A 23,318-nucleotide genomic window follows, 5' to 3' on the forward strand; every position below is an offset into this window, starting at 1 on the left:
GAGGCTAGGAGGAATGTTGCCGGGATTTTCATGGTTTGGAGAGGAACGTTTTAGAAGGTTCGGCGCTGACAATGATGCATTGCCTGGGGGAGCATTTCTTTGCGAGCATGAGGCGTCATCACTCCAACTCCATGAGGAACAAGCCATAGCCCACCCCCGCTTCGTCGCCGCTGATGCCGAGCTGGAAGGCGATGAGCCGAGCGTCATCACTGACGACGTAGTTGGCGGCTTTGTAGCCGGGGAAGTCAAGGAAGCGGGTGAGGCGTTGGGGCTCGTGTGAGCCGTCGAACCAGACGCGCCAGGCGTCCACCATCGGCCAGGGTTTGCCGACGCTGTGGTTGCGCTCGACGAGGGTGCTCTTGCCATCGGGGAAGATGCCTTCGACGTCCTCGTAGTCGTCGGGGGTGCGGGTGAAGTTGGTGAGCCTCTTCGTTTCGAGGTCGAAGGTGTAGCCTTCGGTGTTATGGCCGTTTTCGATGAGGTAGGCGGTGAGGGTGATCGCTTTGTCGTCGGGGGTGAAGTTCTGCGTCTCAATCATCTTCGGGCGCTGGCCTTCGGGGAAGTCCTTGGTGGTGAGCACGAGACGGGCGTTGGCGAGCTTGGGCGTGCCGTTGTCATAAATGATGTCGCCACAGGAGATGGCCGTCTGGCGATGTTCGCCTTCGATGTGATGCGTCCACGCGATCTCGAGCTGCGAACGCGAAACGGCGGGACCTTCCGCCGCGACGACGCCGAGCGGTGTGGGTGGTTTCGTGAGGGATTGATCCAAAACGAACATCTTGGCGAAGCGACGTGCTTTGAGCCGCGCTTCTTTGTTGGTGGCGTCGAAGGTTTCATCCGGTCCTGTGAGGAGGTAGTCGCCGTTGCTCAGGAGCATCACGCGGTTGAAGCCGTGGTGTTTGAAGTGCTGCGTGAGGCACCGGATGTGGCCGGTGCGGATCGTGTATTCCATCACGTCGCCGTATTGCTTGCTCAGGAAGAGCACGCGCTGGCTGTCGTGCGAAAACTCCGCCCGCTCGCCGAAGCTGGTGATCTGGTGGATGTTCGGTGGCAGATGATCGGCCGGGTTTCCGGCAAAAGCAGCTTGGGCTTTAGCCCAATCCGATTGCGCTGAAGCGCAAACCCCTTTCAGCCACTGCTCCGCCGCTCTAGTCCAATGCGTGACCGGCGTGAAGGTCGGGCGCAGGCCGTAGCCGTGTCCACCGTGCGTGAAGAGATGCAGTTCGGCGGGCACCTTGTTCTTCGTCAGCTCCGTGTAGAGCACGATGCAGTTCAGTGAGTTCACATGATCATCCTGCGCCATGGCGAAGAACATGGGCGGCGTGTCTTTCGTGACCTTGAGGTAGGGTTTCAAGCCGCCCGTTTCCTTGTCGTAGAAGCCACCCGGATAGATCGGCAAGGCAAAACTCGGAGCGCAGGAATGCTCATCATGGGCGTCCACTTTCTCGTAGAGCCGTTGTTCGCGCAGAATGGCCGCAAGGCCCGCCGTTTCGCCGCCGGCGGAAAACCCCATGATGCCGATGCGATGCGGATCAAGGCCCCATTCGGCGGATTTGGTTCGCGTGAGGCTCATCGCCCGCTGCGCGTCCATCACGGGGCCGCCGGCCTTCATGGGAGCATTGCCCGCTTCGTTCAAAGCGTCGCCATGCTCGCGAGTCGGCACGCGATACTTCACCACAACGGCCGCGAAGCCGAGCGAGTTCAGCCATTCGGCCACTTCCGTGCCCTCCAAATCCCACGCGAGAATGCTGAATCCACCACCGGGACAGATCAACACTGCACCACCGTTCGCCTTTTCCTTCGGCGGCAAATACACATGCATCTGCGGCGTGCTCACATGTCCGAGTTTGATGATCTTGCGCCCCGCGATGAGCTTGTCCTCGGGCTTGGTGAGGTCGCGCTCCGCGCCCTCGGTCTTCGCGGCTGGTCCTGGAGGCATGCTGGGCCAGAGGTTCAAGACGAGTGGCCCCGAAGCATGGAGAACTTGCGAAACCAGGAAAAGAGCGGTGATCAGGGATTTCATGCGAGGGAGAGCGGAGCAACGCTATCGCCAAAGCGGTCAAGTTTGAGCCCCATGCGCTGGGCGATGCCGAGGTAAAGGTTGCAGGCGCGTTGCTGATCCTCGGCCTTGGGGCCGAAGTCGAGCACGCGTCCTCCGGCGATGCTGCCGCCGTGGCCGGCGAGGATCATGGGGAGGTTGCGTCCGTCGTGGCTGTCGCCGTTGAACATGTTGCTGCCGAACTGAAGGATGACGTTGTCGAGCATCGTCGTCCCGCCGCCCTCATCCACCTGCTGCATCTTCTGCATGAGGTAGGCCAGTTGCTCGACGTGGAACTGGTTGATGCGCGCATACGAGGCGAGTTTCTTCGCGTCCTCCTTGTGATGGGAAATGCCGTGGAGCTGGTCGTTGAGAACGCCGTCGAGGAAGCCGAACTTCATGTGCGAGACGTCGCGGTTGAAAATGAGCGTGGCGACGCGGGTCTTGTCCATGCGCCAGGCCAGCAGCAGGAGGTCGAGCATCAAGCGCATGTGCTCGCGCACGTCCTGCGGGGTTCCGGTGGGCGGGCGGTCCATGTCCGGCTTTGCCAAAGAGGGCCGCCAGCCTTCCAGCCGCTCCTCCTTCGCCGCTCGCTCAATGCGCAGCTCCAGATCGCGCACGCTGTGCATGAACTCATCGAGCTTCTGCTGGTCCATGCCGCCAAGCCTGCCGCGCATGTCTTTGGATTGGGCGAGCACGGCGTCGAGCACGCTTTTGTCCCACAACAGACCGCTGGTATCGAAAAGACGGTCGAAGACGGCGCGCGGATACACTTCCGGAGCGATGGGCGTGTTTTTCGACGACCACGAGATGGTGCTGTAATACACCGCCGGCACGCCGCCGCGCAGTCCGCTCTCCGCAGGCTCGACGGCGAGCACGAGACTCGGCACGGAGGTTTCCTTGCCGGTGTGGCGGGCGATGACCTGGTCCAGCGACTCACCACCTTCGGGGATCAGCGTTTCCTTGAATTGCGCGCCGCTGAGGTAGTTCGAGAACAGCGGCCAATGCGGCCCGCTGGTGTTGTTGAAGACGTGCAGGTCCTTGAGCACGGTGATGTGCTCCTTCAACCCCTCCAGCGGCTTCAACGTGCTGGAAAGCTGCATGGCATCGCCCTCGTCACTGGCGCTCCATTCATGCGGATTGACGCCATTGGCGAAAAGCAGGCAGCCGTAACGCACCGGAGCCTTTGCGGCGGCGGTTGAGGCGAGCGATTCAAACCACGGCAGCGTGAGCGTGGCTCCGAGGCCTTTGAGAAGATGTCGGCGATTCATGGGATGCGTGTGGCGGACGGTCGAAGCTCCGTTGTCCTTAAGTGACGTTGGGAACCGTTGAATCCTGACGTTCCATCCCGATTGGGTTCAGAATGTTTGCCAATCTGTGAGCGACTGTTGCAGTCTCACGAGCCAGCCGGTATCTCATGAAGACTGTCTTTTCCTGAATCTCCTGCAATCGCCTGGTCGGCCGCCCGCAGATGTGGCCGGGGTGGTTGCGGTATGTTTCCGGCAGGTGACATCATGCAATGATCTCCTTCACCACGTTCCCATACAAGTCCGTGAGCCGCATGTTCCGGCCGCCGAAGCGGTAGGTGAGCTTTTCGTGGTCAAAGCCGAGCAGGTGCAGCACGGTGGCATGCCAGTCGTGGATGTGGACTTTGCCAGTGACGGCTTCGTAGCCGTGCTCGTCGGTTTCGCCGTGGGAGAAGCCGCCTTTGACGCCGCCGCCGGCCATCCAGAGGGTGTAGCCTTTGTGGTTGTGATCGCGGCCGTTGCCATCGGGCGAGTGGGAGGTTCGGCCAAACTCGCCGCCCCAGATGACGAGCGTGTCTTTGAGCAGGTCGCGCTGCTTGAGATCGGCGAGCAGGCCGGCGATGGGTTTGTCGGTCTGGGCGCAGTTTTGGCCGAGCGCGGTCTGGATGTTCGCATGCTGATCCCAGGAGCCGTGACCTAGCTCGATGAAGCGCACGCCTGCCTCGACAAAGCGCCGTGCGAGCAGGCACTGGCGGCCAAATCCATCGGTGGGGTCTTCGTTGATGCCGTAAAGGGCGAGCGTCTGCGGTGATTCACCCGTCAGGTCCATCACGCCGGGCACAGCGTCCTGCATGCGAAAGGCGAGTTCGTAGCTCTCGATGGCTCCTTCGATGAGCGGAGCGTGGGTGTCGCGGGCGAGCTTCTCGCGGTTGAGCGCGTTGATGAAATCAATCTGACCGCGCTGCTGTTGGGTGGTGAGGTGTTCGTTGCGCAGGTGGTTGAGGCCGTCGTTGTTCACCTCGCCGCGGCGTTTGATGTCGATGGCGCGGCTGCGCTGGCTGCTGTCGCTGATTTGGAACTTCGTTCCCTGATACGCGGCAGGTAGAAAGGCGCTGCCGTAGTTCTGGGCACCGCCATTCGCACTCGGCGGATTGATCGTGATGTAGCCGGGCAGGTTCATGTTTTCCGTGCCGAGGCCATAGAGCGCCCAGGCACCGAGCGAGGGCCGCACGAACTGCGAGACGCCCGTGTGCATCTGCACAAAGGCCTGCGCGTGGCTGGGTTGGTCGCAAGTCATGCCGCGCAGCAGGCAGAGGTCATCCGCGTGCTTCGCGACATTCGGGAAAGCTTCCGAGATCCACAGCCCGCTCTGTCCGCGCTGCTTGAACTCCCACAGCGACGGCATGAGCTGCGATCCGGCGTAGCGCGATGGCTTGCCAGCATCGGCGATGAGGCGCGGCTTGTAGTCAAAGGTGTCGAGATGCGAGGGACCGCCTCTCATGCAGAGAAAAATGACCCGCTTCGCCTTGGGGGCGAAATGCGGCTGCTTGCTGGCAAGGGGCGATGTAGCCGCCGCAGCGATGCTTTGGAAGGCGAGATAACCAAAACCAGCCGATAGCGAACTCAGTGCTTCCCGGCGAGTGACGGCGGCGGTGCGGTTGAGGCAAAACGAGGTCGTTTTCATGAGTGGGATGCGCTTGAGTGCTCAATCAATGACGGTGAACTCCGCCGCGCAGAGCAATGAATGGGCGAGGGTGATGAGCGCAGCGTGGCGTGAGGTGGTGACATTTCCTTCGTGCCCAGCCTCCTGCTCAAAGGCGAAGGCTGTGGCGAGTTCGCGCTCACGATCAGTTGGCCTGCGGCCAAAGGCGCTTAGCCAAGCATGATCCCACTGCTCAAAAATAGTGAGCTTACTGAGACGGTCGGCGAAAGCCTCCGCCTGCTGCCGCACGAAGGCGGAATTCAGCGCGTGCAGTGCCTGGAGCGGCATGGTGGTCGTTTCGCGTGCGCCCATGACGTTGCTGGCATCAGGTGCGTCGTAGAGTTCCATCATCTCCGGCAGCAGACTGCGCACACGCGGCAGATAGACGCTGCGCACGGGTGCGGCGATTTTGCGAATCTCCGGTTCAAAGACGGCCTGGCCCACGGTGCCCTCGCCTGCGGCGGCGATGAGCGGCTTCGCGGGCCGGGTGAGGTCGAGTTTGCCGCTCACGGCGAGCATCGCATCGCGCACGGCCTCGGCTTCGAGACGACGCGAACTCATGCGCCAGAGGAAAACATTGTCGGGATCGCGCGCGAACTTCTCTGCATCAAAAGTGGATGCCTGCTGCCAGGTGCGCGTGAGCACCAGTTCGCGGATGAGAGCCTTGACCGACCATTTTTGCTCGATGAGCCGCAGCGCGAGATGATCGAGCAGCTCTGGGTGCGTGGGTTTGTCTCCCGTGGCACCGAAATCATCCACCGTGCGCACCAGGCCCTGTCCGAAGAGCCAATGCCAGATGCGATTCGCGATCACGCGGGCCGTGAGCGGATTGCGCGGGCTGGCGAGCCAGTCGGCGAGCTGCAATCGACCGCTGCCCTCGCGCAGACGCAGCGTCGGCGGTGTGGACCCGGGATGCAGCGCACGGAGGAAGCCCGCGCTGACCAATGCGCCCGGTTTGTCCAGCTCGCCACGCTCCAGGATGCGCGTCTCCAGCGGCGCATCGCGGTCCTGCACGCCCATGATGAAGGTGAGCGGGTTGCCTTGGGCATCATAGGATTGCATCAGCGCCTCGCTTTGATCCCGCTGCGTGCGGGAGCGCCGCAGCATGGCGCGGGTCACGCCATCGCCACCACGGATGGTGCGCATGATGTCGTCCATCTTTTGCGCGGCGGCCTCCTGCTCCGCCTTCATCTCGGCGAGCTGCTGCGCGGTGAGCGCGTCACGGCCCGCAGACAAACCCATGCCGGTGACATCGAGCAGCGTGGAATACTGCCTCGACTGCGCTTTGATGAGGCCGTAGTGCGTCTCCGTGTTGCGGAAGATCGCGGCGAGCGCGTAGTAGTCCGCCTGCGGGATGGGATCGGTCTTGTGATCGTGACAGCGTGCGCACGCGGCGGTGAGTCCGAGAAACGCGCGAGTGGTGGCATCGATCTGCTCATCGACGAGGTCCGCGTGAAACTTCCGATCCTCCACCTCGCCAACGAGTTTTTGACCGACAGCGAGAAAACCGGTGGCGACGAGATTTTGCGCCCACTCCTGGTCCGACGAGATCGGCAACAAATCGCCCGCGATCTGCTCGCGAATGAAGCGGTCGAAGGCTTTGTCCGCGTTCAGGCTGTCGATCACATAATCGCGGTAGCGCCAGGCATAAGGATGGATGCCATTGGCATCACCGCCGGTCGATTCGGCGAAGCGGGCCACGTCGAGCCAGTGCTGGCCCCAGTGCTCGCCAAAACGTGGCGATCTCAGCAGCGAGTCCACCAGTGCGGCGATGGCGGTTTGATTCAAATCCGGCCCGATTTCGCGTTGCCAGTGCTCCACCACCTCCGCAGAGGGCGGAAGGCCGCAAAGGGCAAAAAACAGCCGCCGCACCAGCACCCGAGCCTCCGCTGGTTTCGCGGGCGAAAGGCCATTTTTCTCCTGCGCGGCCAAAACATAGCGATCCACCATGCTGAGCGGCCAAGAGGCCTCTTTGACCGCTGGCGGCAGAATGTTCACCGGCTGGCGAAAAGACCAAAAAACCTCCTTTTTCGAGGCTTCCTGGCCCTGACAGGTCAGCGCGGCAACAAGCGGGAGAAAAAGGAAGCGTTTCATGGTTTGAAGCTGTTCGATGTGGTCGGCGGACGCTTCGGCTTCACCGCGATGGGCACGTCATTTTCCTCCTGCGCGGTGATGAGGTTCAGCTCGGTAATCTGACCGTCCTTCACCACGAGATGCGCCTTCACGCCGCCCTGCTTCACCGCCTCGAAAGCTGGATTCGCCAGCCCACCGCTCAATTCGATACCGACCAGCAAGTCTTGAGTTCGCCTCGCGAGCGTGGCCGTGGTGATGAGCGCCTTCTCCGCGACCTTCTGCGTCGTCTCCGCACCGCCACCACCACGCATCATGCCGCCCTTGCCCTTCCCTTTGCCCATGCCGCCGCGCATCATGCCTCCGCCGCTGCTGCTGTCGCGGGTGTAAGTCACCGAGCTGCCACGCACTGCCGTGATCGTCGCAAAAAATCCCGCACCCTCCGCCGCCTGCGCGACTGGAGTGCCACCAGCCACCGGCGGGCTGCCAGCGCCAAAGGGAGCGCCCATCTCGATCCATTGTTTGAAGTCCGCCAGCACCGCTGCGGAGAGCCGCTCGCGCGGCGGCATCTGCAAATCGGCATCCGCGTAGGTCATCGAGACATAGAGCAGGCTTTTCGCCGCATCACCGGGCACCAGCGCGGGGCCGCTGTCCCCACCCGCGAGCAATGCCGCATGCGAATCCACCGCGAGTCCGCCCTTCATCTTGCGGCCTGTTTGATGGCAGTTGAAGCACTTCTGCTGCAACACCGGCAGAATCTTCTGGCTGAAAAAATCCGCGCCCGCCTTCTGCGGCGCTTGAGGCGCTTGCTGAGCGTTCGCAGGCATCTGCGGAGGCTTCGCAGGCGTGGTCGGACCCGTCGCCGGTGATGCCGGAGGCGACGGAGGCGTCATGGGTCGGCCTTTCCCCTTGCCCTTCCCTTTGCCAAACCCGCCCCGCATCCCCGGCGGCGGCTGCGGGGCCTCCTCCGGCTTCTCCGGCAGCGGTGCCTGCGCCAGCGACTGAGCAGCGGCGGTCAAAATGAGAAGAGGGAGAAAAAGTCGGCGGAACATACCGCCAATCGTGGCCCCTCAAGATGATGCGAACATGATGCCAGCGGCGAAAATGACGGATTGGCAAGGGAATGGGGGCAAAGGAATGAATGAAAGGATTCAAACCGGCTTCTGGCATCAGCCCATCAAATTAGAACTCAAAAAAGAACATTCCCTTGCCCCCATTCCTTTGCCAATCAAACCCCACCTCGCTCCAACGTCGTGATTTCAACTCGAGCGTGATTGAGGTTGATCCACTGGATGGCCTTCAACTCCGTGTGCTCCATCAGAGTCACCAGGTGTTGTCGAAACGCCGCGTGATTCCGAGTGAGGCTCGTCAGTGTGAATGCATGTTGCTCGCTGTGCATCTGGACGGGATGAGTTCCGAGCGTGAGGTTGCCAGAGCAGACCTCCAGCCTCCGCAGGCAATGAGCCTCGCCGCCGAAGTGATGGATGAGTGCTTCGTTGTAGATCTGGCTGGAAAGATGCATGCCCCAGTCTTTGATGATCGCTTTGAGATGATCAAACAACCTCTCGCAGTTCGGAGACAAGACGCGCCAACCTGCCTTCCGTAACGTGGGCTGGTGCCTGGCTTCCTCGGTGATCGCATTGCGCACAATGTCGCCGCGCACTTTGGCCTCACCAAAGTTGATGAGCTTCACTCGCCGGATGTTTTGCAGCATCGCGTAGTGGAAGCCCTGCGCCCGGTGCTCCTCCAATAAGGATGCCACCACCTTCAACTCATAGATCATGTGATTGACGATCAGATCGAGGTAGTAGGTCTTCTCAAACGAGCCATGCGACACCGTTACCGCCACCTGCGTATGGACCTCAAATCCCTCCGCCCGCAATCTGGCGGCAAGGTCATTCTCATAGATACGCTCATCGAACAAACGGCCAAACTTGTTTTGAGTGGCATAGGCACAGCGCATCACCGCCTCATCGATCACGTCAAAGTCGGCGTCACTGACAGACTGAAGCTCAAGAGTGCGGTGGATGGGCATGGCGGGTAAGAAGTAGAGATTGGCAAGGGAATGAATACCAAAACCAAAAACTGGCTTCTGGCATCACCCCATCAAATCAGAACAGCAAAAAACCATTCCCTCACCCCCATTCCTTTGCCAATCCCCACCTCCGCATCATCTTCGCGTCATCTTCCAGCCCCATACTCCACCATGCGCCTCCTCGTCGTCGAAGATACCACCCGCCTGCGCGAGTCCATCGTGCTCGCGCTGCGGCGCAGTGGCTATGCCGTGGACGCCACGGGCGATGGCCGCGAGGGGCTGGAGATGGCGGAGGATCATCCCTACGATGCCGCCATCCTTGACGTCATGCTGCCATCGCTCGATGGCTTTACGATTCTCAAGACCCTGCGAGCCTCCGGCAACCGCACGCCTGTCATGTTCCTCACCGCGCGGGATGCCGTCGCGGATCGCGTGGCCGGTTTGCGCGGCGGTGCGGATGACTACCTCGTCAAACCCTTCGCCTTGGAAGAGCTGCTTGCTCGCGTTGAGGCGCTGTGCCGTCGCGGTTATCAAAACGCGGCCAGCGAGATCACGCTGGCGGACCTCACGCTCGACTCAGCCGCGCGGAAAGCCACACGCTGCGGAGTCACGCTCGATCTCACCGCCCGCGAGTTTGCCCTGCTGGAGTATTTGATGCTCCGCGCCGGGCAGATCGTCACCCGCACCCAGATCGAGCAGCACATCTACGACGATCTCGTCTCGCCCATGAGCAACGTCGTGGACTCCGCCGTGTGCGCTTTGCGGAAAAAAATCGCCGTGCGTGATGATCTCGCGCCGCTCATCCACACTCGACGCGGCCAGGGCTATGTCATGGAGGCACGCCGCTCATGACCTCCATCAAAAGACGCCTCTCGCTCTGGCTGCTCGGCGGCCTTGCTGTACTGTGGTGCGCCGCCGGAGCAGGCGTCTATCTCAGTGTGCGTCACAGCTTGCACAAATCCCTCGATGCCGCGCTCGCGGTCGATGCGCGGCTCGCACGATTCACCACCCGCGGCGACACCACCGACGATGACAGCACCCCGCGTGGACGCGGCATGCGCCTGCAAGACCGCCTCGCCGACTACCACGATCCGCAAGGCGGCTCCTACTTTCAGACGTGGAACTCGAATGGGGAGGCTATCGAGCGATCCAGCAGCCTCGGGGACATGCAGCTACCCGCCCTCGAAGTGTCCGGCACCGATCCCGTCTTCACCTCCGGCACGCTCGCCGATGGCCGCTCCGTGCGCATGATGGCCTTCCGCACCGCCGCGAGCGCTGCCAAAGGCTCGGGCAAAGGAAAAGGCAAAGGCAGGCCCGGCAGCGACTCCAATCTCATCCTCCTCGCCAAAGATTCCGCCGCCGCGCAGCAGACACTCAATTCTGTGCTCGGCGGCATCGGCATCACCGGCCTGCTCGCCGCTTGCGGCACCATCTTCCTCGTCAGCATCGCCCTGCGCCACGGCCTGCGCCCGCTCCAGATACTCGGCGAGCAAACCCGCAGCATCGACGCCCCCACGCTGCACGCCCGCTTTGATGCCACCACGGCTCCCGCTGAACTGCGCCCGATCTACACCGCGCTCAACGAGCTGCTGCATCGCCTCGAGCAAGGCTTTGAGCGTGAGAGACGCTTCAGCGCCGATCTCGCCCACGAAATGCGCACGCCCGTCGCCGAACTCAAAATGCTCGGCGAAGTCGCCCTCAAATGGCCGGATCAAGCCGATGCCGAGCTTCCGGCAAACACGCTCGCCATTGCCTCTCAACTCGAAAACCTGATCGAAGCCCTGCTCACCCTTGCCCGCCTCGAATCCGGCGAAACGGCCCTTCAACTCTCCACCGTCGATCTCAGCGCCCTGTGTCACGAATGCCTGCAACCCTGCGCTGACAAAGTGGACGCCAAGCAACTCGACCTCTGCCTCCGCTCCGAACCCGGACTCTCGATGGAAACCGATGCACGGCTGCTGCGCATCATCCTTACCAATCTGCTCACCAACGCCGTGGAATACGCGCCTGAATCCACCAGAATCGAGATCGAACTCGATGCAGGCAGCATCACCATCGCCAACGCCGCTCCCGAGCTGACCCAAGAAGACCTGCCGCACTTGTTTGACCGCTTCTGGCGTGCCGAAAAGTCACGCAGCAACAGCGCCCACAGCGGCCTCGGCCTGGCGCTCGCCCGGCAGGCTGCCAAAGCCATCGGCTGCCGACTCGACGCATCGCTAGCTGGTGGGGTTTTGAGTTTCACGCTCAAAAAAGTCTGACGCATCACCTTCGCGTCATCTTCGCGAATCATCATGGGCACGTGACTGAAACAACCCGGTCACTTCCAAACACCATGAAGAAAACACTCGTCACCCTCATCGCCGCCGCGCTCGCGGTTTCCATCCCCTCCGCATTCGCCCACCGCGGCGGCCACATGAAAGCCGCCGCAGGAGCAGCCGCAGCCGACGGCCAGGCCGATCCTGCTCCCGGCCCCGGAGACATGCACGGCAAAGGAAAAGGCAAAGGTAAGGGCAAAGGCAAAGGCAAAGGCAAAGGCAAAGGCAAAGGCAAAGGCAAAGGCGGCCGCGGCGGCAAAGGCACCAAAGGCACCAAAGGCACCAAAGGCGGAATGCCGGACCAGGATTGATGCTTCGTCCTGTCACGCCTGCACCCACAAGGCCGCGCCCCGAAAAAGGCGCGGCCTTTTTCATGCCAGGAATCCACGGAGTCAGCCATTTTGACAAAGCCGAACCTGTCTATACTCGTGGACGGCACGAGTTTCCTCACCGGAGTAGATCTGCGCGGTAATCTCGCCGTAGTGGTAGTGGAAGGTGATTCGCCACTCGCCAGCCGCCGAAGCATCACTTCGAGCTAAAGCTCGAAACACTTTGGGTGAATTGCCGGCTCGTCACGATCTCCAAAACCATGCCGGAGAAAGTTTCCTGACGGGCCATCCGCTCCAGCAATCGTTTGTCGCCCGGCAGCACGGCGCGGCCGAGGGCATAGCCGAGGAGCTTGCGGTGGAAGTTGGTGCAGAACTCGTGCTCGCGGCTTTTGAGCCATGTCTTCAAACCTTCTACGCCCTTCATTTCGCTGCCGTCGGCGAGCGTTTCGGTGTTCACGACGCGGGAGCCATCGCGCTCGGTATCGCGCCAGCGGCCGATGGGGTCGAAGTTCTCCAGCGCGATACCGGGCGGGTCGATCTTGGCGTGGCAGGCGGCGCAGTTGGCGTCGGCGCGGTGTTTGGCGAGCTGCTGTTGGATGTTGAAGCCCTCGCTGCTTTTCTCGTCTTCGCTGAGCTTCGGCACGTTCGGCGGAGGCGGCGGAATGCGGCGACCGATCAAGGTCTCGACGACCCAGGCACCGCGCTGCACGGGACTGGAGCGGAGGGGCAGGGAGGTTTTGGTGAGAAAGAGCGGCTTCGTCGCGAGGCAATCCTCATCGAGCAATCGCGAGAGCGGCGCATCGTCGAGGAAAACGCGATTCAACGCGGCATGAACCTCATCTAGCATCTCGCGGCGGCGCGCGGCGGTGAACTCGGGGAAGCGTTTTTCGTCCGGGCCGGTGAAGGTCTCGAAGTCCTCGAAGTGCCAGACTTGTGCAGCGAAGACTTCCGCGAGCGCTCTGGCGCGTGGATCGCGGAGCATGCGCTGCGTTTGCGCTTTGAGCACGTCGGGCTTGCTGAGGTCGGCGGCGAGGAGTTCGTCATCGGGAATGCTGGCCCAGAGGAAGAAAGAGAGGCGGGAGGCGAGATCAGAAGTGCCTCGATAGATGAACTCCGGCGACATCAGCACGGCGAGCAGCGGCACTTTCATCGCGCTGTCGAAGCTCACGCCGGGCTTCGCGGCATCGCGGTAAAGTTTGGCGAGCAGGGCCTTCTCCGCATCGCTCAGATGGCCGCGCCAGGCTTTGCGGGCGAAGTCTGCGAGCCAGCGAGCGGCCTTCGCTTCGTCAGCAGGCCGCGTGAGCGCGGCGAGCCGACCTTCGAGCGCCTCCAGCGCCGCGAGATCCTCCGGCGTCGCGTTTCGCCGCACCTGCGTGGCGCTGTAGTGGTAAGGCGCGTTGGGTTCTTCCTTGTCCTCGCCCTGATCCGTCCACGGGCCGCCGATGGCTTCGATGGTCGTGTGTTTCCAGGCGGTGAAGACATTGCGCTCGGCGTTGAGGCCGACCTTGGTGAGATTGGCCTCGGAGACGTTGCGCTTCCGCAGAAGTTGCTCGCGCTCTTTGTTGCCTTTTTGGCTGGCATCGGCCTCGCGTTTCTTTCCTCCAAAGACGTAGCGTCCCGGGATGTAGCTCTGCGATTTCGGCTTCTCCTTCAACACGAGCGCCTGAATGCTTGCGAGTTTTGTGCGGTTCTTGTCGAGCGTGAGATCGACCTCGAAGACGATGGCATTCTCCGGCACAGCGAACTTCAACGCACCCGGTGGACGCACGCCGATGGCATCGGGGCCGAGTTTCTGCGAGCCCTCGCCATCCACGCCCCAGGCGAAGGGCTTGCCGCTGTTCGCACCGACGATCTGCACGGCGTCCTGCCAGGGCTTGGCGCTGCCGTCTTTGAAAACGATGCGGCCTTTCTGCCACACGGCGTATTCGCCACGTCCGCCGTCACCCGCGTCGGTGACGATCAGAAAAAGCTCCCGTGCATCGCCAATGTCGATGCGAAAGGGCCAGTGGCCGTGCTTCGTGGCGGCTTCGAGCACTTCCTCGCGTGCCTCGTGAAAACTGATCTCGTAGGGCGGGGCGTAGTCTTCGTTCTCCACCTCGGTGGAGCCACCGTGCTTGCCGAGCGCGATGGCCTGGCACTCGGCACGGAGTTTTTCGTTGCTGATGGAGGCTGGAATGGCCCGCCATGCCTTCGCCCAATCCGCGAAGGGTGAATCGCGTTTTTCATCGGCAAGGATGCGCTGCCATTTTTCGAGCGCGACCGCTGAGAACGGCTCGTCTGGCAGTTGGCGGTCTGTTTTGGCGCGAAAGGCGAGTTCGAGATAAAAGCCATGCGCCGAGCCAAACTTCGCCGCCAGCTTCTCGCGATGTTCTGCCCCCCATTTCTGCTGCTGGGCGACATGCCAGGCGATGAGATCATCCACGCACTCCTTGATCTGCGAGGGGACATCCTCCACCGGCTCGCGCGGCACCGCGCTCCACACGAGGCCATCGTGCGGCGAGACGCGCAGGTGTTTCAACGCGCCCTTCGCGGCCTCCAGATACTTCTCGAACTGCGCCACGCCCATGCCTTGAGCCTCGCCGACATTGGAGAAGCCCTCGCCCGCACCGCCTTCGTTCGGCAGATACTCGCCCGCTTTCAAAACGATGCCGCCACTGAGGTCGCGGATCACGTTTCGATACTCGGGGCGCGTGAGCCGCGACATCACCACGCGGCCGGGATCATCCATCGAGGCTTCGGCGAGCACGTTGATCTGTCCTCGTGCCCAGGCGATCATTTCAGCGCGTTCCGCGTCCTTCGGTTGATTGCGCGACTTCTTCGGCGGCATGTCGTGCTCCTCGATGCGCAGGATGATGTCCTCTAGCGTCACGACATGCTCCGCGCCAGGCTTTCGGGACACAAAATCTTCCAAATCGAGATCGCCTTCCGTTTGCGTGGCGTCGTGGCATTTGAAGCAATGGGCTTCAAAGGAGGGTGGAACTTCTGCCGACAGTGCCGGAAGCCAGCACACGAATGCCAGCACATTGAAAAGCTGCTTCATGGACGGGACGAAAGTTCAAAGCGGGAGACAGCGAGCTTACGGTCGTTTCCGAAGGTGCTGATGATGGCCGAGGTGATGATGTTGCCCGCGGCGGTGGGCTGGCGTGTGCGGATGTGCGCACGGTGGTCGATTGCTTCGTATCGGCTGATCGGGATGGCCAGCTCGCACCACCCATCCGGGCCGGGTTTGAGCTCTTCCTTTGGAATGTGGCACTCAAAGTTTCCGCCGAATCCTCCGGCGACCTCGTTCGTCAACAACATGAGCTGCAGGCTGGTCGGCTTGTCCACGCGCAGGCGGTAGCGAATGACGCTGCTTTCAGTGACGATGAGGCGCAACGGCTGCTCCAGCATCGCCGTGCGCACGGAGACGCCGTGGTGGGTGATGATGCGGCCATCGGGCAGCTTCCTGGCCACATAGGAGCTGGCATTCATCATTCCATTCTTTGCAAATCCGCGCCAGTCGCGCGGCGGCGTGGCCGTGGTGAAATCAAAGCTCCAGTCTGTCAGCGGCTCCGGCGTGGATGCGGAATCGAGCTTCAAAGCACTGTCGAGCGAGGCCACGGCGCTGCTTTTCGCCGGCACCTCGATGGCGCTGTTATCTGCGAGGCGGCGCAGCTTCACGAGTCCTTCATCGACTTTCAGCAGTGTGTCTTCGGGCCGTGTGGAGAGATCGAAAACCGTCCCCACCACCTCAGCCTCGGCGCTCGGCGTGCGCACGAGCATAGGTTTGCCTTTTGGCTGTGGCCTCACCTGCGCGGAGAGTGATCCTCTGCGCAGCAGCAGCCGCTTTTGTCCGTCTTCGGAAAACGAAAGCTCGGACTCGCCGCTCAGCGTGATGAGCGTGCCGTCGGCAAAAGCGAGCTGCGCCATCGAGGTCTCGCCAATCGTCTCCAGCGTGCCCGAGCTGAGCTGGTCCCCATCCACCACGCTCTGCCGCAGCTCGCCACCCTGGCTCCAGGCGATGGAGCCCGACGAATCAACCAGAGTCAGCACCGGCACCTCACGCCGTGCGTTCCAAAACCACGCACTCGCCGCCAGCAACGCGACGGAGGCCGCGAGCGCGAGCCAGTTTGTGATGCGGGCACTCTTGTCCGCTGTTTGAAGACCAATGCGGACAGGAGTGTCCGCGCCGCGCGCAAAATCCCCCATCGCCACTGCCTGCACGGCGATCTCGCGCAATTCGTCCCGCAGCGCCGCATCCTCGCGCAAGCGTTGATTGATCTCGACCTGTTCCGCCGGAGTCAGGGTGCCATCGAGGAGACGTTGAAGCAGAAGTTCGTCGTTCATGAGTGGGAAAGACGTTGATCGACACATTGCTTGAGCTGGCGATGCAGCCGCGAGAGCCGCTGGTAAACCGCCTCCACACCCGCACCGAGTGCCTCCGCGACCTCCTGACACGGGCGGCCCTCAAAATAGCGCAGTTCCAGCAAACGACGCGAGTTCGCGGGCACGCTGTCCAGACACTCGCGCAGCGCCTCCATGCGCGGCCCTTCAGGCGCGGTAGACTTTGACTGCCACTCGTGATCCAGCAGATCCAGCACGTCAGGTTCCAGGCCGAGCGTTTCATTTTTGCGCTTCCGCAGCCAGTCGATGCCCTCGCGCCGCGCTGAAACTGTGGCCCACGAAAGCAGCGCGCCCTCGTGCTCAAAGCTCACACCGCGCGTAACCGACTTGAGCGCCACATTCTGAAAAATGTCCTCCGCCGCCTGCGCATCCCGCACGATCAACCACGCCGCCGCACTGAGCCGCTGACGTGCGGCAAAGAGGCTGCGGAGAATCGTTTCGTGATCGAGGGGCATGTGAGTCTGGAGTGGCAACGATCCTGCCCGGCAACTCCTGACAAGGCTACTTTTCTCTCGCGAGCACCGCCTTGTGAGCCGTCTCCTGCAAAAAGCGGGCGTAGGCAGCATCGAAGTCTTTCGGGAAGTAGCTGTTTCCGACAGCGCTCTCACCAAACAGCACTTCATACCACACGCAGGCACCGAGATACTCGCCTGCCGTGTTCGCGTGATGCCCGTCCATGCTGAGCGTGGTCTTCTTGCCGTCCTTCGACTTCGCCCAGCGCCAGCCGACGTGCAGCGAGTGCTTCTGGTTCGGCAGTGCGGGCTGCTTCGCGGTCTTGGGATCAAACGAAGTGTCGGTTTGATAGCCCCAGATCGCATCCGTATCGGCCATGAAAAGTGCGTCACCCACCGGGATCACCTTCCCGCCGAGTTCAGCGGCGATCTTGTCGTAGGCGGCGGTCAGTCCGCGATACATCTCCTCCTGGGTTTTGGGTTCACCCGGTTTGTCTGAGGGCTTGGTGAAACGCGGATCATCTTTCCGGTACGCCCAGGTCTGATGCACCAGCAGCTTCGCCTGCGGCGCGTGTTTGGTGATGTATTCGCGCAGCCAACCGGCATGAGGCTGATAAGTGGCGAAGTCGTGGCTCTTGATGCTCGCCTGCTGGATCGTGACGTAGTCCCACTTGTCCGCCGTGAGGTTATCCTTCAAGCCACGACCGCTCGTGTAGAGACCTGCTTTGTCCTTCGGATTGGCCTCGTTTTTCTGCGCCTTCTCCGCATGCACCTGGAAAGATGCACCACCGATCACGAGTGGCCGGTGAATGAGCGTGTGTCCGCCTGCTTTCGCGAGATCGCCGAGATGTCTCGTGGCATTCGCCGAGAAGCTGTTGCCGATGGTGAGGATGCGGACCGTCTTCGCCTCGCCAGCAAAGCTGACGGCAGTGAAGAGCAGCAGGGTTAAGCAGAGATGAAGCTTCATGATTGAATGGGTAGCCAGCGATGTCTGATGCACAATCACTCCGCGCCCATCGCGGGCAGCTCATCACACAGCGCCAGCGCCTTCAGCGCCTGACACGTCGCGATGTAGGTGATGTAGTGGTAGTTCCCGCGATACAGCGAGTGCATCCACCAGCGCCCGGAGACACGCTGTTCTTTCTTCAGCCAAGCCACGGCCTTTTGAAGGCGTTCATCCTTCGCCGGGACATGACTCTGACGCATCAGCACGATGGCGAAGGCGGTCATGTAGGCATCGCTCTCCGGCTTCGCGGCATCGGGAAGGTTCGTGATGAGCTTGGCCACGGTTTCACTGATCTCGAAGTGCCAGTCGTTGAGCGCGGAGAAGTCACGCGTGCTCCAGCCGCCATCGGCGTGTTGTTTGGAGGAGAGCAAAGCCAGCGAAGACTCGCGCTCAGCCTGCACCACGAGGTCCGGCAGGTAGTGCGCCAGTTGCAGTTGGAGGACTCGATCGAAGTCGTTTTTGAGCACAGGCTGCTTCAGCCAAGCTTTGAGCTTTCCGACCTTCGCGAGCAATGCTTCGTCCTTGAGCCCCGCGACCCATCCCGGCGCAGAGGTGATGGCACGCGCGGCTTGCAGCGAAAGCTCGAAGTCCGTCGTGATGTGCGGGATCTCGACCTCGCCGTGGCTGACGAAGGCTCCGCTGGCCGATTGACGCTCAAACATGTCCCGCAGCGAGCGTTCAGTGGCCTCGGAGGTTTTGCCGGTGACGTGCTTGTCCCACTCTGCAAGTCCGAGGCTGCGCCACACGCTGGTGAATGCGGCGGGGTAGTGCTTGTGGCCGCTCTTGGTCGCCGTCTCGGTGACTGCTTTGACCTCCTTGGGCACAAAGTCGATGAAGTCCGCCACGATCTCTTCATTCGCCTTGCCGAGCTGTGGGATGAGCGCGGGCCGCTCGCTGAGGTAGGGACCGGTCGTGTGGCAGTTCACGCAGGATTTTTCACGCACCCAGGAGAGGGCGCCGTCTTCGAGATATCTGGCCGCAGCCTGGATTGACTCAGGCCCGAACTGCGCGACGCGCGGCTCATCAGCGCTCGGGATGCTCACGTGAATGTCGCCCGATTCATATTGGAAAGCGGGTTTGGGCTTCGGCTTCGGAGCGTCGGCGGCAAAAAGAGCCGTGGAGGTGAAAAGGACGAAGAGGCTGGATTTCATGCCCGGAAAGAACGTCGGCCAGACGCGATCATTTCCTGCGGGCCTTCTTCTTCGCAGGCTCGGGTTCCTCGATCACCGGTAAAATCACGTCGGCGGTTAGATCAATGCCGAAGATCGCCGAGAGGTCTGCGTCGGCCAGATCACCTGAATCTGCCGAGAGGCTAGTGATCGCCGCGCTGCTGGCGTTCGATAGCAGCTCCGCCTGATCGACTCCGCGCAGGGTGAAGAGTAGCTCAGGCTTCGTGTCGAGCATCACGCCGACGCCGTAGAGCACGGCGGAGACATGCTTGCACATGTCGGCATGGTCCGGGCAGGAGCAGTCGAAGCGAATCTCCTTCGGCTTTGGGAAAAGGCCGTCCTTTGGATCGGTGAGGATGCTCATCAGGCCATCGCCCAGCTTGCCTGCGAGCAGATCCAGCATCGATCCGACCTGCCCGGCTCCTGCTTCCACGATTTGTTTCCACTGCTTCTTTGGCAGCGGCTGGATGTGGATGTTCGTGTCATAGAGTTCCGATCCTGCCACCACCGCGCATAGCTTTCCGGCTTCGATCCCGAGGTTGTACACGTTGCCTTGTCGTAGGTAGCTGCGCCCACGCGGCAGTCGGCTCTCATATTGCTGATACGATTCGAGGTTCTTGCACCAAGCCTGTCCCCAAAAAGTGGTACAGAGCTTCTTCTGTCCCGCCGGGGCTGCCAGCGGCTCGAACTTCTCGCCACGCTTCTTCCGCTTCGCGATCTCGCGTTGCAGTCGCTCTTTTTGTTCTCGGACGTCTTCGTAGGACCACCACATGATTCAGCGTTTACATTGCAGCAGGCGTGGCGTCGAGTCCCGGCTGCCATCACCGCCATGAAAACCAACCTCCTCCGTTTCGCCACCAGCCTCGCCTTTGCCGTCCTGCTTACTGCCTGCCCGGAAACCTACGTGCCTGATAACTTCGGTGCTGGTGCACTGAGTCTCAAGGCCGCCGACTGGGAAGGCAACTGGCATCCCACCGATGATCCGAAGGAAGTCTTCGTCTTCCGGGTCCGCGATGCCACGCAAGGCATGATTGAACTCCAGGAAGCCAATCCGAAGGATGCCAAAAAGAAACCTGAGATCTTCACGCTTAGCCTGCGCGAGGTCGGCACCAAGACAGACGAAAAGGTCCACTTTGCCATCCTCAAAGACACGTCCAAAAAAGACGACGGCACCCTGCACCTGATCCGCCCCTCCAAGGATGAAGTCTTTATCCTCTGGGCCATCAATCACGAAGCCGTCACTGCCGCCATCAAGTCTGGCGAACTGAAAGGCAGCATTCTCCCCGACAAAGACGGACCTCACAACTCCCTCACCGCCGATCCAAAGAACTACCCGCTCCTGCTCGGCCCGAAGTTCTGGAAGTGGACGGAGCCGATGGTGATGCTGCGGGAGAAGTAATCTGTCGAAACCATGGCCTCCGAAGTCCAAGTCCTCCAAGGCGACATCACCCAGCTTGATGTCGAAGCCATCGTGAATGCGGCGAACACCTCGCTAATGGGCGGTGGTGGAGTGGATGGGGCGATTCATCGGGCAGCCGGGCAGGAACTGGTCGCGGAATGCATGAGGCTCAACGGCTGCCGGACCGGCGAGGCGAAGATCACGAAAGGCTACCGACTTAAGGCGCGGCATGTCATTCACACCGTGGGGCCGGTCTGGCATGGCGGCGTGAATGGGGAGCCGGAACTGCTGCGGGCTTGTTACCAAAACTCGCTGGCACTGGCCGCGAAGCATGGCCTGCAAAGCATCGCCTTCCCGTGCATCTCGACGGGTGTGTATCGCTTCCCGGCGGATCAGGCGGCGGAGATCGCCGTGGAGGCGGTGAAGGCGTTTTTACAGATGCCGCGCTCGATTCGGACCGTGATTTTCTGCTGCTTCAGCGACGCGGATCGGGTGAGGTACGAAGAACTTCTGCGATAAATTCACTCCACCGCACTGACGTCCAGCTTTACGAAGTCGAGCAACTCCTCGCTGCTCATGTCGGTGAGGAGTTTTTCGGCTCCAGAGCCATCGCCGATGAGGTCTTGGGCGAGGGCCATCTTTTCCTCGATCAGGGCGTCGATGCGCTGCTCGATGGTGCCTTGGCAGACGAATTTGTGGACGATGACGTTCTTCTTTTGACCGATGCGGAAGGCGCGGTCGGTGGCTTGGTTTTCGACGGCGGGATTCCACCAGCGGTCGAAGTGGATGACGTGGCTGGCGGCGGTGAGATTGAGGCCGGTGCCGCCGGCTTTGACGCTGATGACCATGAAAGGCGGGCCGCCGGGCTGCTGGAAGGCTTCGACGAATTGCGGGCGCTTCTTCACGCTGGTGCCGCCGTGCAGGACGAGGCCGTCGCGACCAAAAATGGTGCTCAAGTAGCGAGCGAGCGGATCGCAGGTCTCGGCAAACTGCGTGAAGATGAGGGCGCGTTCGCGTTTCTCGGCGAGCTCGGAGCAGATCTCGGCGAGGCGGGCGAATTTGCCGCTATCGGCGGGAGCCCAGGCACCATCGCCGTTCCAGTGGCTGGGGTGATTGCACACCTGTTTGAACTTGAGCAGGAAGCCGAGCACGAGGCCCTGCCGCTTGATGGGCTCCATCTCTTTGTCGGCGAGCATCTTGGCGAGTTGATCGACGAGCTTCGCGTAGATCGTGGCCTGACGTTTGGTGAGGCTGCAGAAGGCTTTGAGCTCGATCTTGTCCGGCAGATCGGTGATGATGCTGCGGTCCGTCTTCATGCGGCGCAGGATGTAGGGCTTCACGAGTCGGCGCAGTGGCGCGAAGCCTTCGCTGGATTTCGCACAGCGTTTCACGGCATCGGCAAAGGCCCCGGATGCGCCGAGCAGGCCGGGATTGAGGAAGTCGAAGAGGCTCCATAGATCGCCGGGTCGGTTCTCGACGGGGGTGCCGGTCAAAGCGATGCGTGTGGGAGCTTGCAGGCGTTTCACGGCCTTTGTGCTGGAGCTGCCGGGGTTCTTGATGGCCTGTGCTTCATCGAGAATGACGAGGCTCCATGGATGTGTTTGCCAAGACTCAGTCCTCTGAAGGAACTGGTAGGTGGTGAGCATCACGTCGTAGCCGCGAAGGGCCTCGGTGGGATGTTTCACGGCGAGATCGAGCTTCTCGCGTGAGGCTTGTGAAGGATGCGCGACGAAGAGTCGCAAATCGGGCGCGAACTTGGCGACCTCGGCCTTCCAGTTTCCGACGAGGGAGGCGGGGACGATGAGCAGCGCGGGGGATTGGGTTTCGCGTTGGCGAGCGAGCAACAGCGCGATGACCTGGATTGTTTTGCCGAGGCCCATGTCATCGGCGAGGCAGGCGCCGAGACCGAGGTGAGTCATGAAGTGCAGCCACGCGTAGCCTTTGCGCTGATAGGGGCGGAGCGTGGCGCGGAGATTCGGCGGTGGCGCGAGTTCGGCTGGATCGCGGAGCTGATCGAGCACTTCGGCGAGTTGCTTGCCCGCGATGACATCGCTCCAGTCATGCACGCGTTCGAGTTCCTCGGCTTCGGCGGCGGTTCTTGCTTCGCCAAAGCCGGCGAGGAGTCTCATGCCATCGAGGAAACCAATGCCGCCCTCGCCAGTGGCGTGCTGCACACGCTGCCAATGCGACATCACTTGCTGAAGCTGCGCGCCATCGACCTCGACCCATTTGCCGCGCAGCGAGACGAGGCCGGTGTCGGCGCTGAGGAGCTTTTCCCATTCGGCGGCAGTCAGCGGTTCACCATCGAGACTTTGCTCGATCTTAAAGCTGAGCAACGTGCCTGCATGAAGCGAGGTTTTCTTCGGCGCATCAATGGTGACAGCCACCGCAGGTCGGGTGGTCTTGCCGCTGCGCCACCAGTCCGGCACCTTCATGATGATGCCGCTTTCCTGGAAAACGGCGGTCTCGCGCAGCACGCGATACGCCTCCTGAGGCGACATCGCCATCGGTTGGAAGAGTCGCTTCGTTTCGAGCCACTCGCGCAGCAGTTTTGATTTTTCAGCGGCGAGGCGCACGGGCTCCAGCAGGGCATTGAGGGCTGTCTGATCCTTCTGCCCTGAGTAGAGCTGCAAGGCCCGGGCCAGCGGCAGATGCTGCGGCTGGCCGGTGGCGCTGAGTTTCTCCGTGAAGGTGGCGAGGAAGGCAAAAGGCCGCTGCGTGTCTGTCTTGTTTTCCGCCAGATGAAAGCTCACGCGTCCAACGACATGCCACGCGGGGCATTCTTCGCGCAGCCAGGCTTCGATGCCTTGCATGGCGATCTGGGCGATGTGCGTGGAGAGATCGAGCCACCATTGCCGCAAAAGTTCCTGAGTGAGGTTTTCAGAACCGACAAAAGGCGGCGCGCTGGTCATCAACGCGGTGCATTCTTCATCGGTAAGAGCGGGGACTTTGGAGATGTCCTTCGTCTGGCAGAGTCGCGTGAAGAACTGCTGTGCGAGGTCACGCAGCCAGCGGTAGGGCGAATCGAGTTCAGCCGTCAGCAGCTCAGTGGCAAGGAGTCGCAGGATCTCTCCACAATGCGTTGCTGTGTGGATTTTCTTTTCCGCAGCTGATTCCGCCACGCCTTCGTGGAGAAGGTATCCTTCGACGGTGACGACGAACTGAAGCATGGC

At 61.6% G+C, this 23,318-nt stretch carries 18 protein-coding genes; 5 read left to right on the forward strand and 13 right to left on the reverse strand.

Annotation, left to right across the window (positions count from 1 at the left end):
- Window positions 1–118 precede the first annotated feature (118 nt).
- From AC6FTP_RS10995 to AC6FTP_RS11020, 6 genes are all read right to left on the reverse strand, one after another.
- Window positions 119–2,023: a prolyl oligopeptidase family serine peptidase gene (locus AC6FTP_RS10995; RefSeq protein WP_497206965.1), complete on the reverse strand. Its 1,905-nt coding sequence runs from the start codon at window positions 2,021–2,023 to the stop codon at window positions 119–121.
- A complete protein-coding gene (locus tag AC6FTP_RS11000) occupies window positions 2,020–3,309 on the reverse strand; it encodes a DUF1552 domain-containing protein (protein WP_497206966.1) in 1,290 nt (429 codons plus the stop codon). Before AC6FTP_RS11000 ends, AC6FTP_RS10995 begins: the two co-directional genes overlap by 4 nt.
- Window positions 3,310–3,550: 241 nt before the next feature.
- A complete protein-coding gene (locus tag AC6FTP_RS11005; RefSeq protein WP_497206967.1) occupies window positions 3,551–4,969 on the reverse strand; it encodes a DUF1501 domain-containing protein in 1,419 nt (472 codons plus the stop codon).
- A gap of 21 nt (window positions 4,970–4,990) precedes the next feature.
- The gene (locus AC6FTP_RS11010; RefSeq protein WP_497206968.1) at window positions 4,991–7,081 is read right to left on the reverse strand and encodes a DUF1549 and DUF1553 domain-containing protein; all 2,091 of its coding nucleotides are present in this window, start codon (window positions 7,079–7,081) and stop codon (window positions 4,991–4,993) included.
- Complete coding sequence (locus AC6FTP_RS11015; protein WP_497206969.1) at window positions 7,078–8,076, reverse strand: c-type cytochrome domain-containing protein; 999 nt, start codon at window positions 8,074–8,076, stop codon at window positions 7,078–7,080. The genes AC6FTP_RS11010 and AC6FTP_RS11015 overlap by 4 nt, the downstream gene beginning before the upstream one ends.
- 209 nt (window positions 8,077–8,285) lie before the next feature.
- A complete protein-coding gene (locus tag AC6FTP_RS11020; protein ID WP_497206970.1) occupies window positions 8,286–9,092 on the reverse strand; it encodes a GxxExxY protein in 807 nt (268 codons plus the stop codon).
- Between the two features lie 171 nt (window positions 9,093–9,263).
- On the opposite strand from AC6FTP_RS11020, the gene AC6FTP_RS11025 reads away from it, so the two are divergent.
- The 3 genes from AC6FTP_RS11025 (at window position 9,264) to AC6FTP_RS11035 (ending at window position 11,718) form a co-directional block, all read left to right on the forward strand.
- Complete coding sequence (locus tag AC6FTP_RS11025) at window positions 9,264–9,944, forward strand: response regulator transcription factor (protein ID WP_497206971.1); 681 nt, start codon at window positions 9,264–9,266, stop codon at window positions 9,942–9,944.
- A complete protein-coding gene (locus AC6FTP_RS11030; protein WP_497206972.1) occupies window positions 9,941–11,350 on the forward strand; it encodes an ATP-binding protein in 1,410 nt (469 codons plus the stop codon). The genes AC6FTP_RS11025 and AC6FTP_RS11030 overlap by 4 nt, the downstream gene beginning before the upstream one ends.
- 74 nt (window positions 11,351–11,424) lie before the next feature.
- Window positions 11,425–11,718: a hypothetical protein gene (locus tag AC6FTP_RS11035; RefSeq protein ID WP_497206973.1), complete on the forward strand. Its 294-nt coding sequence runs from the start codon at window positions 11,425–11,427 to the stop codon at window positions 11,716–11,718.
- 214 nt (window positions 11,719–11,932) lie between these two features.
- Here the strand turns inward: AC6FTP_RS11035 and AC6FTP_RS11040 are convergent, their stop codons facing one another.
- From AC6FTP_RS11040 to AC6FTP_RS11065, 6 genes are read right to left on the reverse strand one after another with little or no spacing between them, the layout of a single operon-like run.
- Complete coding sequence (locus tag AC6FTP_RS11040; protein ID WP_497206974.1) at window positions 11,933–14,776, reverse strand: DUF1588 domain-containing protein; 2,844 nt, start codon at window positions 14,774–14,776, stop codon at window positions 11,933–11,935.
- Window positions 14,773–16,062, reverse strand: coding sequence for a FecR domain-containing protein (locus AC6FTP_RS11045; protein WP_497206975.1), 1,290 nt, complete (start codon window positions 16,060–16,062; stop codon window positions 14,773–14,775). Before AC6FTP_RS11045 ends, AC6FTP_RS11040 begins: the two co-directional genes overlap by 4 nt.
- Window positions 16,059–16,574 carry an RNA polymerase sigma factor gene (locus AC6FTP_RS11050; RefSeq protein WP_497206976.1) on the reverse strand — a complete coding sequence of 172 codons (516 nt, stop codon included), beginning with the start codon at window positions 16,572–16,574 and terminating at the stop codon, window positions 16,059–16,061. Before AC6FTP_RS11050 ends, AC6FTP_RS11045 begins: the two co-directional genes overlap by 4 nt.
- 46 nt (window positions 16,575–16,620) lie before the next feature.
- Window positions 16,621–17,538, reverse strand: a complete 918-nt coding sequence (locus tag AC6FTP_RS11055) for a DUF4886 domain-containing protein (RefSeq protein WP_497206977.1) — start codon at window positions 17,536–17,538, stop codon at window positions 16,621–16,623.
- A 35-nt stretch (window positions 17,539–17,573) separates the two neighbouring features.
- Entirely contained in the window at window positions 17,574–18,728 is a 1,155-nt protein-coding gene (locus tag AC6FTP_RS11060) for a hypothetical protein (protein WP_497206978.1), read from the reverse strand.
- A gap of 28 nt (window positions 18,729–18,756) precedes the next feature.
- A complete protein-coding gene (locus AC6FTP_RS11065; RefSeq protein WP_497206979.1) occupies window positions 18,757–19,518 on the reverse strand; it encodes an SWIM zinc finger family protein in 762 nt (253 codons plus the stop codon).
- Window positions 19,519–19,575: 57 nt separating this feature from the next.
- Between AC6FTP_RS11065 and AC6FTP_RS11070 the strand changes: the two genes are divergently transcribed.
- The gene (locus AC6FTP_RS11070; RefSeq protein ID WP_497206980.1) at window positions 19,576–20,145 is read left to right on the forward strand and encodes a hypothetical protein; all 570 of its coding nucleotides are present in this window, start codon (window positions 19,576–19,578) and stop codon (window positions 20,143–20,145) included.
- 12 nt (window positions 20,146–20,157) lie between these two features.
- Window positions 20,158–20,664 carry an O-acetyl-ADP-ribose deacetylase gene (locus AC6FTP_RS11075; RefSeq protein WP_497206981.1) on the forward strand — a complete coding sequence of 169 codons (507 nt, stop codon included), beginning with the start codon at window positions 20,158–20,160 and terminating at the stop codon, window positions 20,662–20,664.
- Between the two features lie 2 nt (window positions 20,665–20,666).
- Here AC6FTP_RS11075 and AC6FTP_RS11080 read toward each other — a convergent pair whose 3' ends face one another.
- On the reverse strand, window positions 20,667–23,315 hold the full coding sequence (locus AC6FTP_RS11080; protein ID WP_497206982.1) for a DEAD/DEAH box helicase: 2,649 nt from the start codon (window positions 23,313–23,315) through the stop codon (window positions 20,667–20,669).
- Window positions 23,316–23,318 lie beyond the last annotated feature (3 nt).

Origin of the sequence: Prosthecobacter sp., from assembly GCF_044378005.1 — a bacterium.
GTDB lineage: Bacteria > Verrucomicrobiota > Verrucomicrobiia > Verrucomicrobiales > Verrucomicrobiaceae > Prosthecobacter.